Here is a 21,254-nt window from a genome sequence, read left to right on the forward strand (position 1 = left end):
TATTTCACAAGCTCACCAGCTTTCGAGGGGCCTACCGATGAAACAGCAAGGCTTCACCCTGATCGAGTTGATGGTGGTGCTGGTGATCATCGGCATCGCCAGCGCCGCCATCAGCCTGACCATCAAGCCCGACCCGCTGCACCTGCTGCGCAAGGACGCCGAGCGCCTGAGCCAACTGCTGCAAGTGGCCCAGGCCGAAGCCCGCGCGGACGGCCGCCCGATCACCTGGCGCGCCGACGCCAAGGGCTTTCGCTTCAACCGTCGCACCGACGATGGCAGTGGCGTCGAAGCGTTCCAGGGCGACACCCAACTGCGTCCGCGCCTGTGGGAAAGCACGCCGATGCACATCAATATCGAACCCCGGCAAACCCTGGTGCTCGACGCCGAATGGATCAACCCACCCGTGCGCATCGTGCTGTCCGACGGCCAACACAGCCTCAGCCTGCAACGCGACGCCGCCGGCCTGATGCGCGTGGTGAGCCAGCCATGAACCGATCCGAGCAAGGCTTCACCCTGATCGAAGTGATGGTCGCGATCATGCTCATGGCCGTAGTCAGCGTGATCGCCTGGCGCGGACTGGACAGCGTCACCCGCGCCGACCAGCACCTGCAGGCGAGCAGCGAACAGACCGAAGTGCTGCTGCGCGCCCTCAACCAACTGCAGCGCGACATCAGCCTGCGCGCCAGCGTCGAACTGAACGCCCCGGAGCCCTCAAAGAACAGTGCAGAAAAGCTCGATGGACTGGCGGCGGTCACCGTGCGCAGTTCCGACAGCAAAGGCTTTCGGCTGGACATCATTCGCAGCGCACCCATCGCCGGCGATGGCCTGCAGCGGGTGCGCTGGTGGCTCAAGGGCGACAGTTTGTATCGCGCTGCGGCCCCCGCGCGAGACCGCTATCCGCTGCCGGCGGCGAAGGATGGCGTGGTGGTGTTGAGCGGGGTCCGTGACCTGCAGGTGCGGGTGTGGGAGGCGGATAAGGGCTGGCGGCAGTTGAGCGGGAATCGGCGTGAGGATCCGTTGGGACTGGAGATCAGTTTGGTGCGGGAGACGCCGCAGGGGGTGGAGAGGTATCGGCAGGTGGTGGGGCCATTGAGATAGCCGTCCCAAACACGCCCCCCCGTAGATACCTTGTTATCAGATTGAAAATAGGCAGGTACTTCTAACTCAACAACACCACCCCACCCGGCAACTCCGTACACTTGGCCCCGTACGCATCCCGAATCAACAACGCCACCCCCGCCAACTGCTGCAGGCTGAACCGCGCCTGTACGCGTCGTTGGCCGAGTTCCTTGTTGAGCAGCACCAACATCCCCGGCCGGTAGCGGTTGATCTCGTCTACCACCGTGGCCAGGGTGGCGTTGTTGAAGACCAGCACCTGTTCGCGCCAGGCCACGACCGCCTGGGTGTCCACCACCACCGGTTCGCCCATGCCGGCCGCGTCGTAGCTCAGTTGCCGGCCGCTCTCCAGGCGCACGCTGCGCCCGGCAACGTCCACCGACAGCCATCCCTCGATACAGGTCACGCACACCGTGCGGTCGGTGTTGCGCAGGTTAAAACGTGCCTGCGCCGCGCTCACCCAGCCTTCGCCCGCCAGCACCTTGAGCGGCTGTGCGGAATGGGCGATCACTTCGACTTCGCCTTCAAGCAATTCAAGGCCCTGCCCCACTTGGCTCACGCGCGTTTGGGTATTGAGTTCAAGGCTGACCCCGTTACTCAACAGCACTTGGCGTTGTTCGCCGACGTCGGTGCGATAGTCCGCCGTCAGGCCGGCAAAACCACCGGGGGAGCCGACCTGCACCATCACCACAGCGGCCGATGCGGCAATCGCGCCGCCCAGGAATGCACGGCGCCCGAAACTGCGCGGTTGCGATACCTGCTCAAGCGCCGGTGCCAACTGCTGCCACATCGCCTTGGCCTGCTCGAACGCCTGGGCGTGCTCGGGGCTTTGCGCACACCAGGCTTTGAGCGCCTTGGCATCGGCCACGGTGGCGCGGCCCGAGGTCAGCAGGACCAGCCAGTCGCGGGCTTCATCGTGCAGGGGGCTGGCGGCGCAGTGCCGGGCGGTGGAGAAACTAAAAATGTTCAAGCGCGCAAATACTCACGGTTTTATCAGGGACTCGACTCTAAGACGGTTTTCCGGCCCCGGGACCGAACCGCTGGATCACTTTTCTTTCCAGGCGCTTGGCGCAGTGGCCCAGGGCGGCCTTGATTTCCTTCTCGACCATGCGCGTGGAAATGCCGAAACGCTGGGAGATTTCCAGGTGTGGCGCCTCTTCCAGGCGGGCGGCGATGAGGATCTTGCGGCGGCGTGCCGGCAGTTCGTAGAGCGCCTTGACCAGGGACTGGATTTCTTTCTGGCCGCCCACCACCCGTGACGGGTCCTGGGCTTCGTCGGCGCTTTGCAGCAGTTCTTCGACCTCGCTGCCGGTGAGCAGGCGCGCGTCGGCCTGGCGGCGGTCGGCGGCGATGTTCAAGGCCATGCGGTACAGGTAGGCATTGGGTTGCGCCAGGTTAGGCGGCACTTCCATGCGGTCGACCCGCAGGTAAGTTTCGTGCAGGACATCGTTGGCCAGGTCCTCCGAGCCCAGGCGCTTGCGCAAACGCACCTTGAAGTCATCGTAGGAGGCCAGGAACAAGCCGACCATCGTACTGTGCCCGGTATTTTTCATCCGCCCCAGGCTCCGTTTGCTGCTGTGCATTCCATGCGCGTTCCTGTTGTGTCAGGCATCAAAAGTAAAGTCACCGGTTGGCGCAGGGAACTTGGTGCCGGGCGTTCGACCCGCGCGGTGCCCAGGCTGCGTACCAGTGCTTCATCGCGTTGTTCATCGCCGGTGGAGCTGACCAACCGACTGTGTTCGATCAGCCCTTGGGGGCTGACCCACACCTGCACCAGCGCCCGAAAACTGCCGGGCCGGGTCAGCGGCGAGCGGCACAGGCTGATCTCAATGGCCTGCTGCAAGGCCGTGGCGTAACTGTTGTTGATCCGCGCGGCGTTGCGTGCCGCCGCACCACGGGTGGCAGGCGGCTGGCTGACCTCGGGCAACTGCAAGGTGAACGCATCACTGCGTGCATAACGCGCCATCAGGCCACTCCCCGTCAGCAACATCGCCAGAGCCTCCTGCGCCGTAAAATGCCCGCGCACACTGATGGAACGCCGGCCCCGCGTCAGTTCGCGGTCGACCAGCACCGCCATTCCGGTGGCGCGGCTGTACGCTTGCAGTGCGTGTTCCAAGTCTTGCGCCGGCAGGTTCAACAGCAGCAGCGGTGACTCTGCCTGCGCGACGCGACCACCGGCCAGCAGCAACAGCAAGACCAGGGCGCATACGGCGCGCCTCCAGGCCCCCTGTTCACCCCCTGTTCTGCATCGCTGCACGGCCGACGCGCCCTAGAAAACCGTCATCCTGAGGCCAGTGTATGAACCTGATGTTACGGTGATAGCAAAAAAAACATCACGGTGACGAGGGGCCCGCTGCACTAGACTTGCACACCTGCCGGCCCACTCCTTCGGGCCCGCCAGGAGGCCTTGATGAAACGCTTACCGATCCTCGCCAGCCTGTTACTGTGCGCGGCCCTGCCCTTGCACGCCCATGCCGGCAACTGCGCCGAAGTCTCGGTGGATGGCTACAAGGCGCCCGACTATGGCTGCCTGAGCCAGCAGATGGGCAACGACACGAATGCGGCCAAAGCCGCGAAGAAAAACCGCGAGGCGCAAGGCATTGCCGTGGACAAGCGCCAGCCCAACAAGCTCGGCCTGGCCACCCCGGCGGCGACCAGCGTGCGTATGGGCAACACGTTCGGCACCTCGGTGAAGCCGCAGCGGCCTTGAGCTGTTCGATAACTGTTTGAGCAACACAGCACCATGCAGATAGGGCTGTTGTGGTGAGCGGGCTTGCCCCGCGTTGGGCTGCGAAGCAGCCCCAAAACCCACCTCTACAGAGTGTCTGATACACCGCGTTTTTCTTTCCTGGGGCTGCTGCGCAGCCCAACGCGGGGCAAGCCCGCTCACCACAGTTACAGTGTTCCTCCTTAACTGACTGGCATTAGGGCAAGCCCCCCTCCCACATTGCCCCCAGTGTTCCCCGGAGCAGATTTCAAGCCGCGTGGCTTTCCTTTTTCAAGCTGTCCATATCGATCACGAACCGATACTTCACATCGCCCTTGAGCATGCGCTCATACGCCTCGTTGATGCCCTGGATGTCGATCATCTCCACGTCCGAGACAATCCCGTGTTTGGCGCAGAAGTCGAGCATGTCCTGGGTCTCCTGGATCCCGCCGATCAGCGAACCGGCCAGGCTGCGGCGCTTGAAGATCAGGTTGAACACCGTCGGCGACGGGTGTGGGCTGTCGGGGGCGCCGACCAGGGTCATGGTGCCGTCGCGCTTGAGCAGGTTGAGGAACGCATCGAGGTTATGCGGTGCGGCGACGGTGTTGAGGATGAAGTCCAGGCTGTTGGCGACCTTGGCCATTTCGTCCGGGTTCTTCGACACCACCACTTGATCGGCGCCCAGGCGCAGGCCGTCTTCGCGCTTGTTGGGTGAGGTGGTGAACAGCGTGACATGGGCGCCCATGGCATGGGCGATCTTCACCGCCATGTGCCCCAGGCCGCCCAGGCCCACCACACCGACCTTCTTGCCGGGCCCGACCTTCCAGTGGTGCAGCGGCGAATAGGTGGTGATGCCCGCACACAGCAACGGCGCGACGGCGGCCAGGTTGGAATCGTCGTGGGAGATGCGCAGCACGAACTTCTCCTTGACCACGATGCTGTCCGAGTAGCCGCCAAAAGTATTTTCACCGCCGAACACCGGGCCGTTGTAGGTGCCGGTAAAACCGCTCTCGCAGTATTGCTCCTCGCCCTCGGCGCACGAGGCGCAGTGCTGGCAGCTGTCGACCATGCAGCCGACACCGGCGAGGTCGCCGACCTTGAATTTGCTCACATTGCCCCCCACCGCCGTCACGCGGCCGACGATTTCGTGGCCGGGTACCGACGGGTACAGGGTGTTGTTCCACTCGTTGCGCGCGGTGTGCAGGTCGGAGTGGCACACGCCGCAGTAGAGAATGTCGATCTGTACGTCGTCCGCCCCCGGCGCGCGGCGCTCGAAGGTAAAGGGCTTGAGGGCATCCTTGGCGTTCTGGGCGGCGTAGCTGTAAGTCTTGGCCATTTCGTTCACCTGTGTGATCTGACGGTAGAGGTCAGTGGACCAGCATAGACGCTGAACCGTTCAACCGAGCACGTTTGTACAATTTCCATCGCGTCCCTGCCCCTAACCTCACGGCTTCAATCGCGTAGAAGTGTTGGAGAGTGGGCATGCGTAGCAAAGCAATCAAGGTATCTGTGGCATTGACGCTGCTGGCGAGCGCAATGATGGGCAATGCCTTCGCGGCAACCCCAAGCGTGGCGGTGGCGCCGCAATACGACACCAGCCACGTGTATGTGGCCCCGGCGGATGTGGACCGTTTCGCCCAGAGTTTCCTCGCCACCTTTGGCGGCAAGAGCACGCCCCAGGTGGTGGTGAACGTGCTGCCGGTGCCGAGCAGCACCACCTCGCAACTGCTGCAGACGCCGGCGGGCACGGTGTCGCTGTTCGGTTTCACCACACCCATCCCGCACCCGTTCGGGCAGGAACGCAACGGCTACCTGGTCAAGGACATGGACGCCGCGCTCACAGCCGCGCGAGAAAACGGCGCCGCCGTTATCGTCAGCGACTTCCCGGACCCGATCGGGCGTGACGCCGTGGTGCAATGGCCGGGTGGCGTGAACATGCAGCTCTACTGGCACACCAAGACCCCGGACTACGCGGCGTTCCAGACCGTACCGGAAAACCGCGTGTACCTGTCCACCGATCGCGCTGACGCCTTTATCAAAGCGTTCCTGGGCTTCTCCCACGGCAAAGTCCTGGCCGATGACAAGCACGCGCCTGGCGTCGATGTGGGTCAAGCCACTGGCACGTATCGTCGCGTCGATATCGAGTCACCGTTCGGACGCATGGCGGTGCTGGTCACCAACGGCCAACTGCCCTACCCCTTCGGCCACGAGACCACCGGTTATCAAGTGCCTGACCTGACGGCCACGCTGGGCAAGGCCACGGGCTCCGGCGCCAAGGTCTTGGTGCCGGCCTTTGACAGCAAGGGCCGTCGCAGTGCCGTGGTTGAATTCCCCGGCGGCTACGTCGCGGAAATTCACCAGCTCCACGCCGCAAAATGATTCGCCGTACAGGCTGGGGCCTGGCCGTGCTGTGGCCGTTGCTCACCGGCGGCGTGCATGCCGACGAGCAACCGACACGCCCGGCCATCAAGGCCAACCGCTGGCAGGAGGACTGGTCGGTGCTCAAGGATCCGGCGCTGCGCACGCAGCCGCTGGACAGCTTGAAGTACATCCCGCTGTCCAGCGCCAACCCGTTCACCTATTTGTCATTGGGGGCGACGCTGCGTGAGCGCTTCGAGATGAACGATGCCAGTGGTTTTGGCGTGAAGGACGTGAAGCGAGATCGCTACCTGATCCAGCGCTTCCAGGTGCACGCCGACCTGCACTTGAATGAAAACTGGCGGCTCTTCACCCAACTCGAAGACGTACGCGCCTACGACAAGACCACGGTCGGCGGCGCCGATCAGAACCGCGTCGATTTGCGCCTGGCCTTTGCCGAATACGTCAACGCGTTCAGCAGCGGCACGCTCAAGGCGCGTGTCGGGCGCCAGGACTTCGCCTTCGACTTGCAGCGTTTCATCTCATCGCGGGACGGCCCGAATGTGCGGCAATCCTTCGATGCGCTGTGGGCCGATTGGGAGACGTCCAACTGGCGCTTTATCGGGATTGCCAGCCAGCCGGTGCAGTATCAGGACGGGCGGCACTTCGACGACAAATCCAACCGTGACGCGCGCTTCCACATGCTGCGGGTCGAGCGGCTGGTGGGCGGCAAGAATGAGCTGTCGGCCTACTACGGCGTATACGAGCGCAGCGCTGCGCACTATCTGGATGCGGACGGCGATGAAACCCGCCATCTGTTCGACGCGCGCCTGGGCGGTGCGGCCCAGGGATTCGACTGGGACATCGAAGCCATGCTGCAAAGCGGCTCGGTGGGCAGCAAGGATATTCGCGCCTGGGCCGGCGGCAGCCGCACCGGCTACACCTTCGACAGCCTGGCGTGGAAACCGCGCATCGGCCTGCAGCTGGACATTGCCTCGGGCGACCGCAAAACCGGGGACGGCACCGTGGGTACGTTCAACCCGCTGTTCCCCAACGGCTACTATTTTTCCCTGGCCGGCTATACGGGCTACAGCAACCTGATTCACGTCAAACCGTCGATCACCGTCAAGCCCATCGACAAGCTCAGCGTGCAGACCGCCGTTGGCCTGTTGTGGCGCCAGACCACCAGCGACGCGGTGTACACCCAGCCGAACCTGCCCGTCGCCGGCACCGCAGGCCAAGGTGAACGCTGGACCGGTGCCTATGGTCAGCTGCGTACCGACTATGTGTTTACGCCGAACCTCACCGGCGCAGTTGAAGCGGTGCATTACGCCGTGGGCCGGACCTTGCGCGACGCCGGCGGCGATGACAGCAATTACCTGGGGGTCGAGCTCAAGTTCAGTTGGTGACCCCAGGCAAGCACACCCATACAAGCCCCTGGCCCGGTTTAGGGCAATAGTGAGGCTGGTTTTTCAGTCCCTCAAATCAAGGAGTTTTCCATGAGCACATTCGTTGCCAAAGACGGTACCCAGATCTACTTCAAGGACTGGGGCAGCGGTAAACCCGTGCTGTTCAGCCACGGCTGGCCGCTGGATGCCGACATGTGGGAATACCAGATGGAATACCTCAGCAGCCGTGGCTTTCGCACCATCGCGTTCGACCGCCGTGGCTTTGGTCGCTCGGACCAGCCGTGGACCGGCAACGACTACGACACCTTCGCCGATGACATCGCACAGCTGATCGAACACCTGGACCTGAAGGACGTGACTCTGGTGGGCTTCTCCATGGGCGGCGGCGACGTGGCCCGCTACATCGCACGCCACGGCAGTGCACGCGTGGCCGGCCTGGTGCTGTTGGGCGCAGTCACGCCGATCTTCGGCCAGAAGCCCGATTACCCCCAGGGCGTGCCGACCGAAGTGTTTGACGGCATCAAGGCCGGGTTGCTGAAAGACCGTGCGCAGTTCATCGCTGACTTCAACACGCCGTTCTTCGGCATCAACAAGGGCCAGGTCGTTTCTGAAGGTACGCTGACCCAGACCCTGCAGATCGCCATGCTGGCTTCCCTCAAGTCGACCGTGGATTGCGTCACCGCCTTCTCCGAGACCGACTTCCGCCCGGACATGGCCAGGATCGACGTGCCGACCCTGGTGATCCACGGTGACGGCGACCAGATCGTGCCGTTCGAGACCACCGGCAAGGTAGCAGCCGAGATGATCAAGGGCGCCGAGCTGAAGGTGTACAAGGATGCGCCGCACGGTTTTGCCGTTACCCACGCTCAGGCCCTGAACGAGGACCTGCTGGCGTTCCTCAATCGCTGAAACACCCGCTCCTTTGGCCGGGCTCGCCCGGCCTTTTTTGGCTCAGGAGAAACGCTGGCTCAGCACCAGGCGCCCCGGCCCGCTGATCAGCAGCGTGGTGAAAATGATCAACAGCAGCCAGCCGAATTGCCCTTCCAACAACGTCCATTCCGGATGCACCACCACCATCGCAATCAACAGCACCGCCAGTATCGGCAGGCACGCCAGGCGCACCAGCACCCCGGCGATGATCAGCAGCGGGCACAGCACTTCGGCAAAAATGGCCAGCAGCAAGGTGACATGGGCGCCGAGGTGAAACGGGTCTTCGATCAGCTTCAACTGCTCGCTGTAGTTGAGCAATTTGGGCAAGCCATGCACCCACAGCAGGAACAACGCCCCGCTGCCCCGCAGAAACAACAGCCCCAGGTCCTGGTGTCTTGATTCGTTCATATGCGCTCCGGTGGGTTGACACGTTATCGACGTCGATTGTGTCCACAGAGCGGTACGTACGCTTGCAACCGTGTGCTGACCTCACTCCCCGGTGCCGGCAAACCCCGCGACGATTTCATCGATCACCGCCCGTACCCGCGCGGTGTGGCGCAGGTCAGCGTGGGTCACCAGCCAGACATCGTAGGGCAACGGCCGCGTGCGCGCAGGCCATAGGCGCACCAGCCCGTCGCGCTCGCCGGTGAGGATGGGGATTTCGCCGATGCCGATCCCGGCGGCGATGGCGCGGCGCACCAGCAGGCTGGAACTCAGGGCGGCGACGATGCGCCCACGGCCCAGGGGTTCGGAGACCAGGGTCATGTCCTTCTGGGTTTGCAGGTACGGTTGATAGACCACGAGGTCATGCCCTTCAAAGAGGCTGCCCGGCTCCGGTGCACCCTGGCGATCGATATACGCCTGGGACGCAAACAACCCCACCGGCCAGCGCGCGAGACGCCGGGCAATCAGGTCAGGACTGTCCGGGCGCGTGTTGCGCACGGCGATGTCGGTCTCGCGTTTGGCCAGGCTCAGGAACTGAGTCGACGCGTCCAGTTGCACGCGCACATCCGGGTGCTGGGCGTGCAGGCGCGCAATCGCAGGAATCAGGAAGTCGATGGCCAGGGAGTCGGTGGTGCTGACCCGTACGGTGCCGGTCAGGCGGTCATCCAGGCCCTGGATCTGACGCTCCAGGTCGAGCGCCGAGCGTTCCATTTTTTCCACCGAGAGCAACGCGGCCTCGCCGACGGCGGTCAGTGCGTAGCCTTCGGAGGTGCGCAGGAACAGCGTTGCACTCAGGGACTTTTCCAGGGCATTGACCCGCCGGCCCACGGTGGCCTGGTCGACACCCAATGCCCGTGCGGCACCGCGCAGCGTCGACTCGCGGCAGACCGCCAGGAACACCCGTGCATCATCCCAATTCATGCTGACTCCTTGAGCTGCATATATGCATCACTGTGACGCTTAATCGCTGCATTATTGCATCGATAAACCTGGATATGCTGGGCACCAGAGAAAAATACCCAGGACCGCCATCATGCTCGACACTCATGCCCCACCCCGCCACTCCGTATGGCTGCCGATCTTCGCCGGCCTGTGCGCCAGCCTGGTCAGCATCGGCCTGGCGCGCTTTGCGTACACGCCGTTGATTCCGTCACTGATCCAGGCCCACTGGTTCAGCGCCAATGACGTGGTGTACCTCGGTGCCGCCAACCTGGTGGGTTACCTGATCGGCGCGCTGATCGGGCGGCCCATCGCCCAGCGCACCTCGAACAGAACCGCACTGCGCATCATGATGGTGGCGGTGACCCTGGCGTTCTTCGCCTGTGGCTTCCCGCTGTCGGTGGTGTGGTTCTTCGCTTGGCGCCTGCTGTCGGGGATTGCCGGTGGCGCAATCATGGTGCTGGTGGCGGCGACCGTGTTGCCCCATGTACCGGCCGCACGCCGGGGCCTGGCCAGTGGGGCGATCTTCCTCGGCATCGGCCTGGGCATCGCCGGCTCCGGCACGCTGGTGCCGCCGCTGCTGAGCCTGGGCTTGCAGCAGACCTGGTTCGGCCTGGGCCTGCTGGCCGTGGTGTTGACCGCCGCCAGCTGGTTCGCCTGGCCTTCGGGCACGCTGCATGAGGACACACCGCCATCCGACACGGCCGTAGCGACGCCTTCCGGCGTGTACCTGCTGTTCGCCCAATACGCCTTTATGGCCGCGGGGCTGGTACCGGCGATGGTGTTCCTGGTGGATTACGTCGCCCGTGGCCTGGGGGCCGGGGCGCATATCGGCGCGATGATCTGGGTGATGTATGGCCTGGGGTCGATTGTGGGGCCGGTCACCTACGGGTTCCTGGCAGACAAACTGGGGGCGCGCTTGAGCATCCGCGTGGTGCTGGTGGTGCAGGCGATTGCCGTCGGGGCGTTGCCGTTTGCCGGCTCGTTGACTGGCCTGGCGGCCCTCGCGGTGATCCTCGGTTCGTTCCCGCCGGGCATCGTGCCGTTGGCGCTGGCGCGGGTGCACGAACTGCTCCCCAACCATCATCAACAGCAGGTCGCGTGGAGCCGTGCCACGGTCTCCTTTGCGACTTCCCAGGCGCTCTCGGGGTTTGCCTATTCCGCCCTGTTCAACGTCAGCGGTGGTCAGCATGCGCTGTTGTTCATGATCGCTGCCGGGGCGATAGTAGTCGCCCTGGCACTGGAACCGGGCATGCGCCTGCTGAACCGCCGACCGTCCGACGCGGTCCCAACCCATACGCTCATCGCTGCAGGTAATCTGAAATGACGCTTCCTAAAGAAATGACCCTGATCGAAATCACCACCCCCGGTGGCCCCGAGGTGCTGCAGCCGCGCCGCGCGGAGGTACCGGTGGCGGGCCCCGGCGAGATCCTGATTCGCGTGCACGCGGCCGGGGTCAATCGCCCCGACGCCCTGCAACGCGCCGGCAAGTACCCGATGAAACCCGGCATGAACCCGCTGCCTGGCCTGGAAGTGGCGGGCGAAGTCGCCGCCCTGGGCGACGGCGTGACCGAATTCGCCGTGGGCGATAAGGTCTGTGCCCTGACCAATGGCGGCGGCTATGCGCAGTTCTGCACGGTGCCCGCCAGCCAGGCGCTGCCGATCCCCGAAGGCATGGACTGGATTCAAGCCGCTGCCGTACCGGAAACCTTCTTCACCGTGTGGGCCAACCTGTTCGGCCTCGGCGATGCGCACACCGGCCAGCGCGTGCTGATCCACGGCGGCACCAGCGGCATCGGTACGACCGCGCTGATGCTGTGCCGCGAGTTCGGCATCCAGGCCTTCGCCACCGCCGGCAGCGCCGACAAATGCGCGGCCATCGCCCAGTTGGGCGGCGAGCCGATCAATTATCGCGAGCAGGATTTTGCCGAGGTCATCGCGCAACAGACCGACGGCCAGGGCGTGGATGTGATCCTCGACATCATGGGCGGCTCGTACCTCAACAACAACCTCAAGGCCCTGGCCATGGACGGCCACCTGGTGATGCTGGGTTTCCTCGGCGGTGCCAAGGCCAACGACGTCGACCTGCTGACCATCCTCGGCAAACGCGCGGTGATTACCGGCTCGCTGTTGCGTGCGCGCAGCAAGGCTGAAAAAGCCGCGATTGCCGAGCAGCTGCGCGAGTATGTGTGGCCAGTGCTGGAGGCCGGGCGTTGCCTGCCGATCATCGACAAGGTGTACGAATACACCGACGCCGCCCAGGCCCATGCGCGGATGGAAGGTGGGGACCATATCGGCAAGATTGTGTTGCGGGTAGGGTAATCAGCAGGCAACACAAAGCAAATGTGGGAGGGGCGGTGCGACGATTCGACTTGCCCCGATGGCGGCCTCTGGGCCGACCATTTTTTTTGGATTGGACCGGGTACATATCCGTTGCTGCGGTAACGGCTGCTTAGGGTTCCGCTCTTACAGCGGGTCACTTTGGAAAAGCCCCAAAGTAACCAAAGGGCTCTTGCCCCACCACTCGGTACCTCGCCTAGGCTCGGTATGCCCGAACGCAGGCTTGAATCCGTGGGCCGCCGTCATGGGCCATCCTTGGCCCAGGACGGCTAACCCGGCGTCCTGCCGGGTTACCCACGGATTCAAGCCTGCGTTCGGCCAGCGTGGTTAACGGGGCGCCTAGGATCAAGATCAAAAGCCAGAGCAAAAGCAGAGCAAAAGCAGGCTGAGGTCTACCTGCTGGATGGAGATCCAAATGTGGGAGGGGGCTTGCCCCCGATAGCGGTGAGTCAGTCAACCCAAGTATCACTGACCCACCCTCATCGGGGGCAAGTCGAATCGTCGCACCGCCCCTCCCACATTTTTTACCGAGTACACCAGACCCAACTCCGGTCGGCTCTAAGGCCGCCGCGCTTTGGCTTTTGATCTCAAATCGCCCCGTCAAACACGCTGGCCGAACGCAGGTTTTGGAGCGTGGGTAACCCGGCAGGACGCCGGGTTAGCCGCGCTGGGCCAAGGATGGCCCATTGCGGCGGCCCACGCTCCAAAGCCGGAGTGAGGGCACACCGAGCCTAGGCGAGGTGCCGAGTGTTGGGGCGAAGCGTTTTTGGTTACTTTTGGCGCTCTTCCAAAAGTGACCCGCTGTAAGAGCGGAACCCTAAGTGGCCGTGACCGCAGCAACGGATATGTACTCGCTAAAAATCCAAAAAAACGGTCGGCCCGAAGGCCGCCACGGAAACAAGCCCCCTCCCACATTGACTGCGTTCTTACTCGGAGTAAGTGGGATAGTCGATGTAGCCAACCTCACCCCCACCATACATCCCCTCTTCCCGCAGCGGGTTCAACGGCCAGCCCTTGAATAGCCGCTGGGGCAGGTCCGGGTTGGCAATGAACGGCCGGCCGAATGCAATCAAATCCGCCAGTCCCGCTTCCACCAGTTTCGCGCCGCGTTCAGCGGTATAACGACCGGCATAGATAATGCGGCCGCTGAAGGTGCTGCGCACGGCTTCACGGAAGCTGTCGGGCAGCACGGGGGCGTTGTCCCAGTCGGCTTCGGCGATGGACACGTAGGCGATGCCCGATGCCTCCAACACCTTGATCGCTTCGATGTAGGTGTGGTGCGGGTCTTCTTCCACCAGGCCGATGTACACACGGTCCTGGTCGGTGCCGCTGAACAACGGCGAGAACCGCACACCCAGGCGCTCCGGCCCGACTACCTTGCTGACGGCTTCGACGATCTCGCGCAAAAAGCGCAGGCGATTATGCAGCGAGCCGCCGTATTCATCGTCGCGCTGGTTGGAATGGGCCGAGATGAACTGGTTGACCAGGTAACCGTTGGCCGAGTGAATTTCCACGCCGTCGAACCCGGCGTCCAGGGCATTGCGTGCGGCCTGGGCGTAGTGCCCGACCAATTCTTCAATCTCGAGCACGCTCAAGGCGCGAGGCACCGGCGGTTGCTTCAATTCACCCGCGCCAGGGGCGGTTTCGATAAAGGCCTTGGCTTGCTGGGCTTGAATGGCCGACGGTGCCACCGGTGCGGCGCCTTCAGGCTGCAAGGCGTTATGGGACACACGGCCCACATGCCACAGCTGGGCAAAGATCACCCCGCCTTCGGCATGCACCGCATCGGTGACCTTGCGCCAGCCGTCGATCTGCGCCGGGGTGTAGATGCCCGGCGTCCAGGCATAGCCCTGGCCACGCGGTTCGATCTGCGTGCCTTCGCTGACCATGAAACCGGCCGTAGCGCGCTGGCGGTAATACTTGGCCATCAGGTCGGTCGCGATGTCGCCGGGTTGTGCGCTGCGCTGGCGCGTCAGCGGCGGCAATACGATACGGTTGTTCAAGGTGTGATGACCCAGTTTTACCGGGGTATTTAAAACGCTGTTAGTCATTGGGGTAATCCAAATTCGAGACGAACAAAAGCATTGGCGACTGTTGCAAGTCGCCAATGATTAGCAGGGTTAATTAACTTATGCGGTGAGTTTGAGCAGCGCCTTGGCCACGTCACTGGAACTGGCAGGGTTCTGTCCAGTGATCAGCAAACCATCTTCGAGCACGAAGGATTGCCAGTCGGCGCCCTTCTGATAGTTGCCGCCCAGTGCCTTGAAGTCATTTTCAATCAGGAACGGCACCACCTCGGTCAGGCCCACCGCCGCTTCTTCCGAGTTGGAGAAGCCGGTGACGCGACGGCCCTTGACCAGCGGCTCGCCATTGACGGCCTTGACGTGACGCAAGGCGCCCGGTGCGTGGCAGACAAAACCAACAGGCTTGCCGGCACGTTCAAAGGACTCGATCAGGGCGATGGACACCGGCGACTCTGCCAGGTCCCACAACGGGCCGTGGCCACCCGGGTAGAACACGGTGTCGAAGTCGTCAGCGTTGACTGTGTCCAGCTTGACGGTGTTGGCCAGGGCCTGTTGCGCGGCAGGGTCGGCGGCAAAGCGGCGAGTCTGCTCGGTTTGCGCGTCGGGCGCGTCACTCACCGGGTCCAGCGGCGGCTGGCCACCGGCCGGGGAAGCCAGCACCAGTTCGGCGCCGGCGTCCTTGAACACGTAATAGGGTGCAGCAAACTCTTCGAGCCAGAAGCCGGTCTTGCGGCCGGTGTCGCCAAGCTGGTCGTGAGAGGTCAGTACCATTAATACTTTCATTTTCCAGTGCCTCGATCAGTGAATGTCAGTGTGTCCAGGGCAACCCAACAGCTGTCGGGTCAGCAGCAACGCCTCATCAAAAGGCGCGGATGTACGGGTGATCTTGCTCATGACGCTGGTCCCCAGCCACAGCGCGTACAGGCGCCGGGCCAGGCTTGCAGGGGCTTGATCGACGTTCAGGGAACCGTCCTCAAGGCCGCGCTGTATGGCGATGGCGAGTAAATCGATAGTGCGCGACGTGCCACGTTCCAGCGCCAGGCGCATGGGCTCTGAAAGGTCTGACACCTCAGCACCCAGTTTGACGGCAAGGCATTTGCCCGCATCGGTGCAGCCGGTCTGATTGTCGATCCAGGCCTGCCAATAACGCATCAACTTGGCGTGCTGGGATAAGCCGGGCTGGTCGAACAGTTGCTGCATGCCGTGCACGTAGTTGTCGAAGTAGGTATCGAGCAACACGACACCGAAACCATCCTTGGAGTTGAAGTAGTGATAGAACGAACCTTTAGGCACCTGGGCGGCTTGAAGTATTTCGTTCAAGCCCACCGCAGAGAATCCTTTACGGCCAACAATCAACTGCGCCGTGTCGAGAATGGTCTGCCGTGCACTTTTAGTTTCGCTGTTCATGCTTCACTCCGTCCGATTAGACCAGTCGTCTAGTTCGTTGAGGGAATGTTAGGGGCGGCGCCAAACCCTCACAATGTCATATGCGCAAGGATTCCGGACATGACCCGAAGTGGGTTGCCGTTTACCGGGCACGCGCCGACAATCCACCCTCCCACGCCCCTGGAGACATGCGATGCACAGCGTTGCGCTGATGGTTTACCCGAACTTCCAATCCCTGAGCCTCAGCCTCGGCTCGGTGTTCGAGTGCGCGAACCTGCTGCGCGGTGAACCTGCCTATGAGTTTCACCTGGTGTCGGAAAGCGGCGGCGCAGTGATGACGTCGCAGGGGTTTTCGGTGAACACCTCGCCTCTGCGGCCACAAGGCTATGACACGCTGATTGTCAGCGGTTACCTGGAGTTTCGCCTGCCGGAGGCCAACCTGCTGGAACTGGTCAAGGCCGCCTCGGCCCAATCGCGGCGTGTCGCCTCGTTGTGCATGGGCATCTTCGTGCTGGCCGAAGCCGGCTTGCTCGACGGCAAGCGCACCACCACCCACTGGATCCACGCGCCGGCCTTTCGCAAGCGCTACCCGGACATCCGCCTGGAAGAAGACAAGCTGTTTATCGTCGACGGCCAGGTATGGACCGGCGCCGGCATGAGTGCCGGGGTGGACATGGCGCTGGCCATGGTGGAGAACGACCTGGGCAGCGACCTCGCCCGGCGCATCGCGCGCAAGCTGGTGATCGCCCAGCGTCGGGGCAGTGAGCAATCGCAGTTGTCTGCACTGTTGGAGCTGGACCCCAAGTCCGACCGCGTGCAACTGGCCCTGGCCTACGCCCGTGAAAACCTCACACACGACCTGTCGGTGGACGCCTTGGCCGACGTGGCCCGGCTGAGCCCGCGCCAGTTCAGCCGGGTATTCCGCGAAGAAACCGGGCAAACCCCGGCCAAGGCCATCGAATCCCTGCGGGTTGAGGCTGCGCGGGCGATGATGGAAACCAGCCGGCACCCGGTGGAAGTGGTGGCCCGCGAAACCGGCTTCGGTGACCGCGAGCGCATGCGCCAGGCGTTTTTAAGGGCGTTCGGGCAGCCGCCGCAGGCGATGCAGCAAACCTTTAATGCAACACCGCCCGCGTAACCAGGTAACTCATCAACTGCGGATCATCCGCCAGTTCAAGGGCTTGCACCGGGCGCGGCAGGTTATCCAGCACCGAGCGCCAGAACGCCTGGGACACTTCGTCCTGATCATAAAACCGCACCAGCCAATCCGCCGCGCCGCTGCACAGCACCTGGGTGGCGATGGCGCGGCCGATGCCTTTGCGGCGATAGCGCTTGAGGATAAACAGGTCGGCCAGTTCCAAGGCGTCGATGCCCGGCAACTCGCTGCCTTCGATCAGCAGGAAACCGGCGATATAACCATCGACCAGCAACAGGTTGGCGCTCCACTGCGGGTCTTGCCAGTAGCGCGTCAGGTGTTCGTCATGAATGTAGAAACGGCCGTCCGCCTCGACATCTTCCTGCTCCCAGTCCGACGACTCATAGGCGTAGTACTGGTAGAGATTGCGGATCAACTCGGATTCTTCAGGGCCGGTCTGGATCAGTTCCACGGTAGTTTCAGGCATTGGGCTCTCGGTCAAAAAACGCAGGGCGCCATTGTTCACAAAACCTCGGCGCAGTCCAATAGCGCCACGAACCTTTCTACTTGCTGAACCGATTGCAAATAGCGGCGGCCCCTGCCAAAGCTCTGAAACATTTCGAATAGAATTCGCCGATCTCTACCTTTCCTCAAGGACACGTATTTTGACGAACGTCTGTTCCGCCGGCCTGGATGTGGGCTTCGCCTCCCTGGACTACTTGCAGATCTTCATCCTGGGCGTGATCCAGGGCATTACCGAACTGTTGCCGGTCTCCTCCACCGCCCATATGCGTGTGGTGCCCGCCCTGCTCGGCTGGCAAGATCCCGGCTCGGCGTTTTCGGCGGCCATGCAGTTGGCGGCACTGGCGGCGGTGGTCAGTTACTTCTGGCGCGATGTGCGCCAAGTGACCACGGGCAGCATCGGCGCGGTGCGCCGGGGCGACTACAACGATCAATGGTTCAAGCTGGCCGTGGCGATTGTGTTGGCGACTATCCCGATCGGGATTGCCGGGCTGGCCTTGTCATCGACCCTGAACGCCTGCAATTCGCCGCTGCGCGGGCTGCTGGTGATCGGGATTTCCTGTGTGGTGATGGCGGTGTTGCTGGCGGCGGCCGAGCTGCGTGCCCGGCATACCCGCGAGGTCAGCCAGATGCGCCTGCGCGATGCGCTGATCGTCGGGGTCGCGCAGATCGGCGCGTTGATTCCGGGCGTATCGCGTTCCGGCTCGACCCTCACCGCCGCCTTGTTCCTCAACTTCAAACGCGAAGAAGCCGCACGCTTTTCCTTCCTGCTGGGCCTGCCCGCCATCGCCCTCGCCGGCTTGAAGGAGCTGTGGGTGCTGCTGCATGCCGATATGCCCGCCCATGCCTGGCCGCATTTGCTGTTCGGGCTGTTGGTGGCCAGCGTCTCGGCGTTCTTCGCGATCTGGGGCCTGATGAAGTTCCTCGAGCGGTTCTCCACCTGGCCGTTTGTGATCTACCGCGCGTTGCTGGGGGTGTTCCTGATAGTGGCGGTAAGTACCGGGCTGCTGAGTTGATACAACCCCCCGTCTCAACCCAGCATAAATCTCATGTGGGAGGGGGCTTGCCCCCTTCCCACATTTGAACTGCTTTGCCTTACAGCCCGCCCGTACGCTCCGCCAGTGTTTCGAGCAGGTCAGCCGACGGCACGAAAAACAACCCGCCGGTGACCGCTGTGCTGAAGTCGAGCAAGCGGTCGTAGTTGCCTGCCGGGCGACCGACGAACATGTTTTCCAGCATCAATTCCAGCGGCTGCGGCGAGCGTGCGTAGCCGATGAAGTAGGTGCCGAACTCCCCGGCACCCGGGCGGCCGAAGGGCATGTTGTCGCGCAGGATTTTCACTTCTTCGCCGTCTTCGTCGGTGATCACGGTCAGCGCGCTGTGGGCATTGCTCGGCTTGGTGTCTTCGCCTAACTCGATATCCGACAACTTGGTGCGCCCGATCACCTTTTCCTGGGCTTCCACCGTTAAGCCATTCCAGGCGGTCATGTTGTGCAGGTACTTCTGCACCAGCACGTAGCTGCCGCCTTCGAATTCGGGGTCTTCGTCGCCAACGATGGTGAAGCCCACGGCCTTGCGCCCCACCGGGTTCTCGGTGCCGTCGACAAAGCCGATGATGCTGCGCATGTCGAAGTAGCGGAAACCCTGGACTTCATCCACCACCTTCACGCTATCGCCCAGCGCTGTCATCAGTTGGGTGGCGAGTTCAAAGCACAGGTCCATCTGCTCGGCGCGGATATGCAGCAGGATGTCGCCCGGCGTCGACACCGCCATGCGCCCTTCTACACCGAACTCCCGAAACGGGTGCAACGCCGCCGGGCGCGGCGCGCCGAACAAGCGGTCCCAGGCCTGCGAGCCAAAGCCGCAGACGCAGGTCAGGTTGCCCGCCGGCACGCGTTTGCCCACCGAACGCACCAGCCCGGCGATGTCTGCGCACCAGGCGCGCACGCTGTCTTCACTGCCGGGGGCGATGGTGGCGACCATAAAGATCGCGCTGCTGGTGATCGGGTGGCAGACGGACTGCGGTTCAAGAGGCGGCTGAACAGAGGAAGTCGGCATGGGGCAAATCCAGGCGAAGGGCGGGAGTGAACCCGCGCAGATTAGCAGATCATTTCCGGCACGCCTGCCACACGCCGCGAATCAATGCCTTGAGCTGCAATGCTTCGGCCCAGCGATCACTGATTTCACGCCCGTCGGCGCCAGTGATGGCATAGGGCGGCGGGCCCAGTTCGCAGGTGAAGGACAGGCTGTGCGGGGTGTCGGGGCGGGCCAGCCAGTCTTCGATCCCGTAGCGCCACCACGCGGTAAAGCGCTGCACCCAGGCCTGGTGCTGGGGGAAGTCCAGCGACACCTGCACCTGTTCACTGCTGGCCACACGACCATGAAAGCCCCAACTGTGGCGCAGGATCGTGCGGATCTGTTCATCGTCTTCAACGACGCCGGGCTCGGGTAACTCGCGCCCGACCACGTAATGAGAAAGGTCCGCCAGCAGCTTCAAATCGGGCATCTGCGCCAGCAGGTCGAGGGTGAACAGCAGGTCGTTGGTCAGGCGATAGCGGTGGGTTTCCAGCAGCACCGGAAAGTCCACCTGCTCGGCCAGGCGTTGCCAGCCTTCGATCAAACGGGCGGCTTCGGTTTGGGTGCGCGGGCGTACATCGGCTTGCAGGGTGAGGTGGTGGCAGCCATGGCGGCTGATCACATCCAGTGCCGCCGCCAGGTCGTCGACGCTTTGCGGGAACAACTGGCCCTCGATCTGCAAGCCCCGCGCCGTGGCGGCGGCGTGCAGGCGCGCGACATCGGCGGCTTGCCAGTAGTGATCGGTAATGCCGTCGAAACCGGCGGCTTTGATGCGGTCGAGTTGGGCCTCCATAGGGCCGGGCTCGGTGCGCATCGCCCAGAGGGATTGAAATACCAGGAATTGGCGCATATCAGCCTCGCAGCAGGTGTTTGAGGGACACGTCGGGGTCGGCCAGGCTGGCCGCGTTCAGGGCGATGCGCGCGCTGATCAGCCGTTCGCACAGCTTGATATCCTTGGCCACGCTATTGCCGAGGCCCCAGCCGCAGGCGCCTTGCAGGCGATGGCCCGCGTCGAGGTAGAACAGCAACAGACCCGCGTCCGGCAATGCACGGCTGACGGTCAGCGGCGTGATCACGCCCACGGTCTGCAAGCCCCAGTCGTACTGGTCGGACCAGAAGCCGGGGAGCGCTTCGAACACCAGCTCGCGCCCGAGCATGTTCAGTGCGGCATGCCGCCCTTGTGCTTCGGCATTGCGCCAGGTTTCCTGGCGCTGGTACTCGCCGCCGAGGCGAAACTCGCACACGTCACCTGCCGCGTAGATGTCCGGCGCGCTGGTGCGCAGGTGCGCGTCGACGCGAATGCCCTGCCCCACCTCCAGCCCTGCCGCCACGGCCAGTTCGATATTCGGTTGCATGCCGATGCCGACCACCACCCGATCGCAGGGCAGCCACTGCCCGTCCACCAGTTGCACCGCCTCTGCATGGATCGACTCCAGCGCCACATTCAAGCGCACGTCGACACCGTGTTGACGATGCACCTGCAGCAGCGCTTCGGAGATGACCGGCGCCAGCACCCTGCCCGCCAATCGCGGCCCGGCTTCGAGCACCGTCACCTCACAGCCCAGGCCACGGGCGGTCGCCGCGACTTCCAGGCCGATAAACCCGCCGCCGACAATCACCAACCGCGCTCCGGGCCGCAACGCGGACTTCAGCGCCAGCGCTTCATCATGGGTGCGCAGGTACAGCACGTTGGCCTGCTCCTGGGGCAAACGCCGCGCCCTGCCTCCGGTGGCCAGCAACAGGCCGGCGTAGGACAGCCACTGGGGCCGAGACCAGGCCTTTTTCCGCCGCGCGGGCGGCTTCGGGGCCGGTGAGGCTGTAGTCGCGCCGAGCGGTATGAGCGGTGTGTTCAGGCATTGTTATTGTTC

General features: G+C 63.4%; 21 protein-coding genes and 2 pseudogenes. 10 read left to right on the forward strand and 13 right to left on the reverse strand.

Annotated features, from left to right (window positions below):
- The first annotated feature begins 37 nt into the window (after positions 1-37).
- Positions 38-490, forward strand: a complete 453-nt coding sequence (gspH, locus tag ACHPFG_RS18580; protein WP_092489619.1) for a type II secretion system minor pseudopilin GspH — start codon at positions 38-40, stop codon at positions 488-490.
- Positions 487-1,098 (forward strand): type II secretion system protein GspJ, encoded by a 612-nt coding sequence (locus ACHPFG_RS18585; protein WP_340054387.1) that lies wholly within the window; start codon positions 487-489, stop codon positions 1,096-1,098. Before gspH ends, ACHPFG_RS18585 begins: the two co-directional genes overlap by 4 nt.
- Positions 1,099-1,159: 61 nt before the next feature.
- On the opposite strand, the gene ACHPFG_RS18590 is transcribed toward ACHPFG_RS18585, so the two are convergent.
- The 3 genes from ACHPFG_RS18590 to ACHPFG_RS18600 are packed head-to-tail and all read right to left on the reverse strand — an operon-like array spanning position 1,160 to position 3,310.
- Positions 1,160-2,086, reverse strand: coding sequence for a FecR family protein (locus ACHPFG_RS18590; RefSeq protein ID WP_339543360.1), 927 nt, complete (start codon positions 2,084-2,086; stop codon positions 1,160-1,162).
- A gap of 37 nt (positions 2,087-2,123) precedes the next feature.
- On the reverse strand, positions 2,124-2,669 hold the full coding sequence (locus ACHPFG_RS18595) for an RNA polymerase sigma factor (protein WP_027607555.1): 546 nt from the start codon (positions 2,667-2,669) through the stop codon (positions 2,124-2,126).
- Positions 2,666-3,310 carry a secretin and TonB N-terminal domain-containing protein gene (locus ACHPFG_RS18600; protein ID WP_431700096.1) on the reverse strand — a complete coding sequence of 215 codons (645 nt, stop codon included), beginning with the start codon at positions 3,308-3,310 and terminating at the stop codon, positions 2,666-2,668. The genes ACHPFG_RS18595 and ACHPFG_RS18600 overlap by 4 nt, the downstream gene beginning before the upstream one ends.
- A 216-nt stretch (positions 3,311-3,526) precedes the next feature.
- Here ACHPFG_RS18600 and ACHPFG_RS18605 point away from each other — a divergent pair, with 216 nt between their 5' ends.
- Positions 3,527-3,826, forward strand: a complete 300-nt coding sequence (locus ACHPFG_RS18605) for a hypothetical protein (RefSeq protein ID WP_431700097.1) — start codon at positions 3,527-3,529, stop codon at positions 3,824-3,826.
- Positions 3,827-4,091: 265 nt separating this feature from the next.
- On the opposite strand, the gene ACHPFG_RS18610 is transcribed toward ACHPFG_RS18605, so the two are convergent.
- A complete protein-coding gene (locus tag ACHPFG_RS18610; RefSeq protein WP_431700098.1) occupies positions 4,092-5,159 on the reverse strand; it encodes an NAD(P)-dependent alcohol dehydrogenase in 1,068 nt (355 codons plus the stop codon).
- 146 nt (positions 5,160-5,305) lie between these two features.
- Between ACHPFG_RS18610 and ACHPFG_RS18615 the strand changes: the two genes are divergently transcribed.
- From ACHPFG_RS18615 to ACHPFG_RS18625, 3 genes are all read left to right on the forward strand, one after another.
- A complete protein-coding gene (locus tag ACHPFG_RS18615) occupies positions 5,306-6,202 on the forward strand; it encodes a VOC family protein (RefSeq protein ID WP_431700099.1) in 897 nt (298 codons plus the stop codon).
- Positions 6,199-7,590 carry an alginate export family protein gene (locus ACHPFG_RS18620; protein ID WP_145338734.1) on the forward strand — a complete coding sequence of 464 codons (1,392 nt, stop codon included), beginning with the start codon at positions 6,199-6,201 and terminating at the stop codon, positions 7,588-7,590. The genes ACHPFG_RS18615 and ACHPFG_RS18620 overlap by 4 nt, the downstream gene beginning before the upstream one ends.
- A 90-nt stretch (positions 7,591-7,680) precedes the next feature.
- On the forward strand, positions 7,681-8,499 hold the full coding sequence (locus ACHPFG_RS18625; RefSeq protein ID WP_027607561.1) for an alpha/beta fold hydrolase: 819 nt from the start codon (positions 7,681-7,683) through the stop codon (positions 8,497-8,499).
- A gap of 42 nt (positions 8,500-8,541) precedes the next feature.
- Here the strand turns inward: ACHPFG_RS18625 and ACHPFG_RS18630 are convergent, their stop codons facing one another.
- Both ACHPFG_RS18630 and ACHPFG_RS18635 read right to left on the reverse strand, forming a co-directional pair.
- Positions 8,542-8,928: a DoxX family protein gene (locus ACHPFG_RS18630; protein ID WP_092489609.1), complete on the reverse strand. Its 387-nt coding sequence runs from the start codon at positions 8,926-8,928 to the stop codon at positions 8,542-8,544.
- Between the two features lie 81 nt (positions 8,929-9,009).
- The gene (locus tag ACHPFG_RS18635) at positions 9,010-9,885 is read right to left on the reverse strand and encodes a LysR family transcriptional regulator (protein WP_131700659.1); all 876 of its coding nucleotides are present in this window, start codon (positions 9,883-9,885) and stop codon (positions 9,010-9,012) included.
- Between the two features lie 112 nt (positions 9,886-9,997).
- Here ACHPFG_RS18635 and ACHPFG_RS18640 point away from each other — a divergent pair, with 112 nt between their 5' ends.
- Both ACHPFG_RS18640 and ACHPFG_RS18645 read left to right on the forward strand, forming a co-directional pair.
- Positions 9,998-11,230 carry a YbfB/YjiJ family MFS transporter gene (locus ACHPFG_RS18640; protein WP_431700100.1) on the forward strand — a complete coding sequence of 411 codons (1,233 nt, stop codon included), beginning with the start codon at positions 9,998-10,000 and terminating at the stop codon, positions 11,228-11,230.
- Positions 11,227-12,225: an NAD(P)H-quinone oxidoreductase gene (locus ACHPFG_RS18645; RefSeq protein ID WP_431700101.1), complete on the forward strand. Its 999-nt coding sequence runs from the start codon at positions 11,227-11,229 to the stop codon at positions 12,223-12,225. The genes ACHPFG_RS18640 and ACHPFG_RS18645 overlap by 4 nt, the downstream gene beginning before the upstream one ends.
- Before the next feature lie 944 nt (positions 12,226-13,169).
- On the opposite strand, the gene ACHPFG_RS18650 is transcribed toward ACHPFG_RS18645, so the two are convergent.
- The 3 genes and pseudogenes from ACHPFG_RS18650 to ACHPFG_RS18660 form a co-directional block, all read right to left on the reverse strand.
- Entirely contained in the window at positions 13,170-14,294 is a 1,125-nt protein-coding gene (locus ACHPFG_RS18650; RefSeq protein WP_431700102.1) for an alkene reductase, read from the reverse strand.
- Positions 14,295-14,372: 78 nt separating this feature from the next.
- Complete coding sequence (locus ACHPFG_RS18655) at positions 14,373-15,050, reverse strand: type 1 glutamine amidotransferase domain-containing protein (RefSeq protein ID WP_131700766.1); 678 nt, start codon at positions 15,048-15,050, stop codon at positions 14,373-14,375.
- Positions 15,047-15,674, reverse strand: a pseudogene (locus tag ACHPFG_RS18660) (TetR/AcrR family transcriptional regulator). Before ACHPFG_RS18660 ends, ACHPFG_RS18655 begins: the two are co-directional and overlap by 4 nt.
- Before the next feature lie 172 nt (positions 15,675-15,846).
- On the opposite strand from ACHPFG_RS18660, the gene ACHPFG_RS18665 reads away from it, so the two are divergent.
- Positions 15,847-16,791: a GlxA family transcriptional regulator gene (locus ACHPFG_RS18665; RefSeq protein ID WP_053128789.1), complete on the forward strand. Its 945-nt coding sequence runs from the start codon at positions 15,847-15,849 to the stop codon at positions 16,789-16,791.
- Here ACHPFG_RS18665 and ACHPFG_RS18670 read toward each other — a convergent pair.
- Positions 16,769-17,275 carry a GNAT family N-acetyltransferase gene (locus tag ACHPFG_RS18670; RefSeq protein ID WP_145338740.1) on the reverse strand — a complete coding sequence of 169 codons (507 nt, stop codon included), beginning with the start codon at positions 17,273-17,275 and terminating at the stop codon, positions 16,769-16,771. The genes ACHPFG_RS18665 and ACHPFG_RS18670 overlap by 23 nt on opposite strands.
- Before the next feature lie 178 nt (positions 17,276-17,453).
- On the opposite strand from ACHPFG_RS18670, the gene ACHPFG_RS18675 reads away from it, so the two are divergent.
- Entirely contained in the window at positions 17,454-18,326 is an 873-nt protein-coding gene (locus ACHPFG_RS18675; RefSeq protein ID WP_339453476.1) for an undecaprenyl-diphosphate phosphatase, read from the forward strand.
- Between the two features lie 79 nt (positions 18,327-18,405).
- On the opposite strand, the gene ACHPFG_RS18680 is transcribed toward ACHPFG_RS18675, so the two are convergent.
- From ACHPFG_RS18680 to ACHPFG_RS18690, 3 genes and pseudogenes are all read right to left on the reverse strand, one after another.
- Positions 18,406-19,368 carry a Dyp-type peroxidase gene (locus ACHPFG_RS18680; protein ID WP_431700103.1) on the reverse strand — a complete coding sequence of 321 codons (963 nt, stop codon included), beginning with the start codon at positions 19,366-19,368 and terminating at the stop codon, positions 18,406-18,408.
- Between the two features lie 49 nt (positions 19,369-19,417).
- Positions 19,418-20,236, reverse strand: coding sequence for a sugar phosphate isomerase/epimerase family protein (locus ACHPFG_RS18685; protein WP_184745998.1), 819 nt, complete (start codon positions 20,234-20,236; stop codon positions 19,418-19,420).
- A gap of 1 nt (position 20,237) precedes the next feature.
- Positions 20,238-21,242, reverse strand: a pseudogene (locus ACHPFG_RS18690) (NAD(P)/FAD-dependent oxidoreductase); the annotation flags it as partial.
- Between the last annotated feature and the right edge of the window lie 12 nt (positions 21,243-21,254).

This window comes from Pseudomonas sp. BR20 (assembly GCF_050780135.1).
Classification (GTDB): domain Bacteria; phylum Pseudomonadota; class Gammaproteobacteria; order Pseudomonadales; family Pseudomonadaceae; genus Aquipseudomonas.

Coding starts and splice junctions, on each gene's coding strand:
- gspH (WP_092489619.1), top strand. CDS start 38: ATGAAACAGCAAGGCTTCACCCTGATCGAGTTGATGGTGGTGCTGGTG.
- ACHPFG_RS18585 (WP_340054387.1), top strand. CDS start 487: ATGAACCGATCCGAGCAAGGCTTCACCCTGATCGAAGTGATGGTCGCG.
- ACHPFG_RS18595 (WP_027607555.1), bottom strand. CDS start 2,669: ATGAAAAATACCGGGCACAGTACGATGGTCGGCTTGTTCCTGGCCTCC.
- ACHPFG_RS18605 (WP_431700097.1), top strand. CDS start 3,527: ATGAAACGCTTACCGATCCTCGCCAGCCTGTTACTGTGCGCGGCCCTG.
- ACHPFG_RS18610 (WP_431700098.1), bottom strand. CDS start 5,159: ATGGCCAAGACTTACAGCTACGCCGCCCAGAACGCCAAGGATGCCCTC.
- ACHPFG_RS18615 (WP_431700099.1), top strand. CDS start 5,306: ATGCGTAGCAAAGCAATCAAGGTATCTGTGGCATTGACGCTGCTGGCG.
- ACHPFG_RS18620 (WP_145338734.1), top strand. CDS start 6,199: ATGATTCGCCGTACAGGCTGGGGCCTGGCCGTGCTGTGGCCGTTGCTC.
- ACHPFG_RS18625 (WP_027607561.1), top strand. CDS start 7,681: ATGAGCACATTCGTTGCCAAAGACGGTACCCAGATCTACTTCAAGGAC.
- ACHPFG_RS18630 (WP_092489609.1), bottom strand. CDS start 8,928: ATGAACGAATCAAGACACCAGGACCTGGGGCTGTTGTTTCTGCGGGGC.
- ACHPFG_RS18635 (WP_131700659.1), bottom strand. CDS start 9,885: ATGAATTGGGATGATGCACGGGTGTTCCTGGCGGTCTGCCGCGAGTCG.
- ACHPFG_RS18640 (WP_431700100.1), top strand. CDS start 9,998: ATGCTCGACACTCATGCCCCACCCCGCCACTCCGTATGGCTGCCGATC.
- ACHPFG_RS18645 (WP_431700101.1), top strand. CDS start 11,227: ATGACGCTTCCTAAAGAAATGACCCTGATCGAAATCACCACCCCCGGT.
- ACHPFG_RS18650 (WP_431700102.1), bottom strand. CDS start 14,294: ATGACTAACAGCGTTTTAAATACCCCGGTAAAACTGGGTCATCACACC.
- ACHPFG_RS18655 (WP_131700766.1), bottom strand. CDS start 15,050: ATGAAAGTATTAATGGTACTGACCTCTCACGACCAGCTTGGCGACACC.
- ACHPFG_RS18665 (WP_053128789.1), top strand. CDS start 15,847: ATGCACAGCGTTGCGCTGATGGTTTACCCGAACTTCCAATCCCTGAGC.
- ACHPFG_RS18670 (WP_145338740.1), bottom strand. CDS start 17,275: ATGCCTGAAACTACCGTGGAACTGATCCAGACCGGCCCTGAAGAATCC.
- ACHPFG_RS18680 (WP_431700103.1), bottom strand. CDS start 19,368: ATGCCGACTTCCTCTGTTCAGCCGCCTCTTGAACCGCAGTCCGTCTGC.
- ACHPFG_RS18685 (WP_184745998.1), bottom strand. CDS start 20,236: ATGCGCCAATTCCTGGTATTTCAATCCCTCTGGGCGATGCGCACCGAG.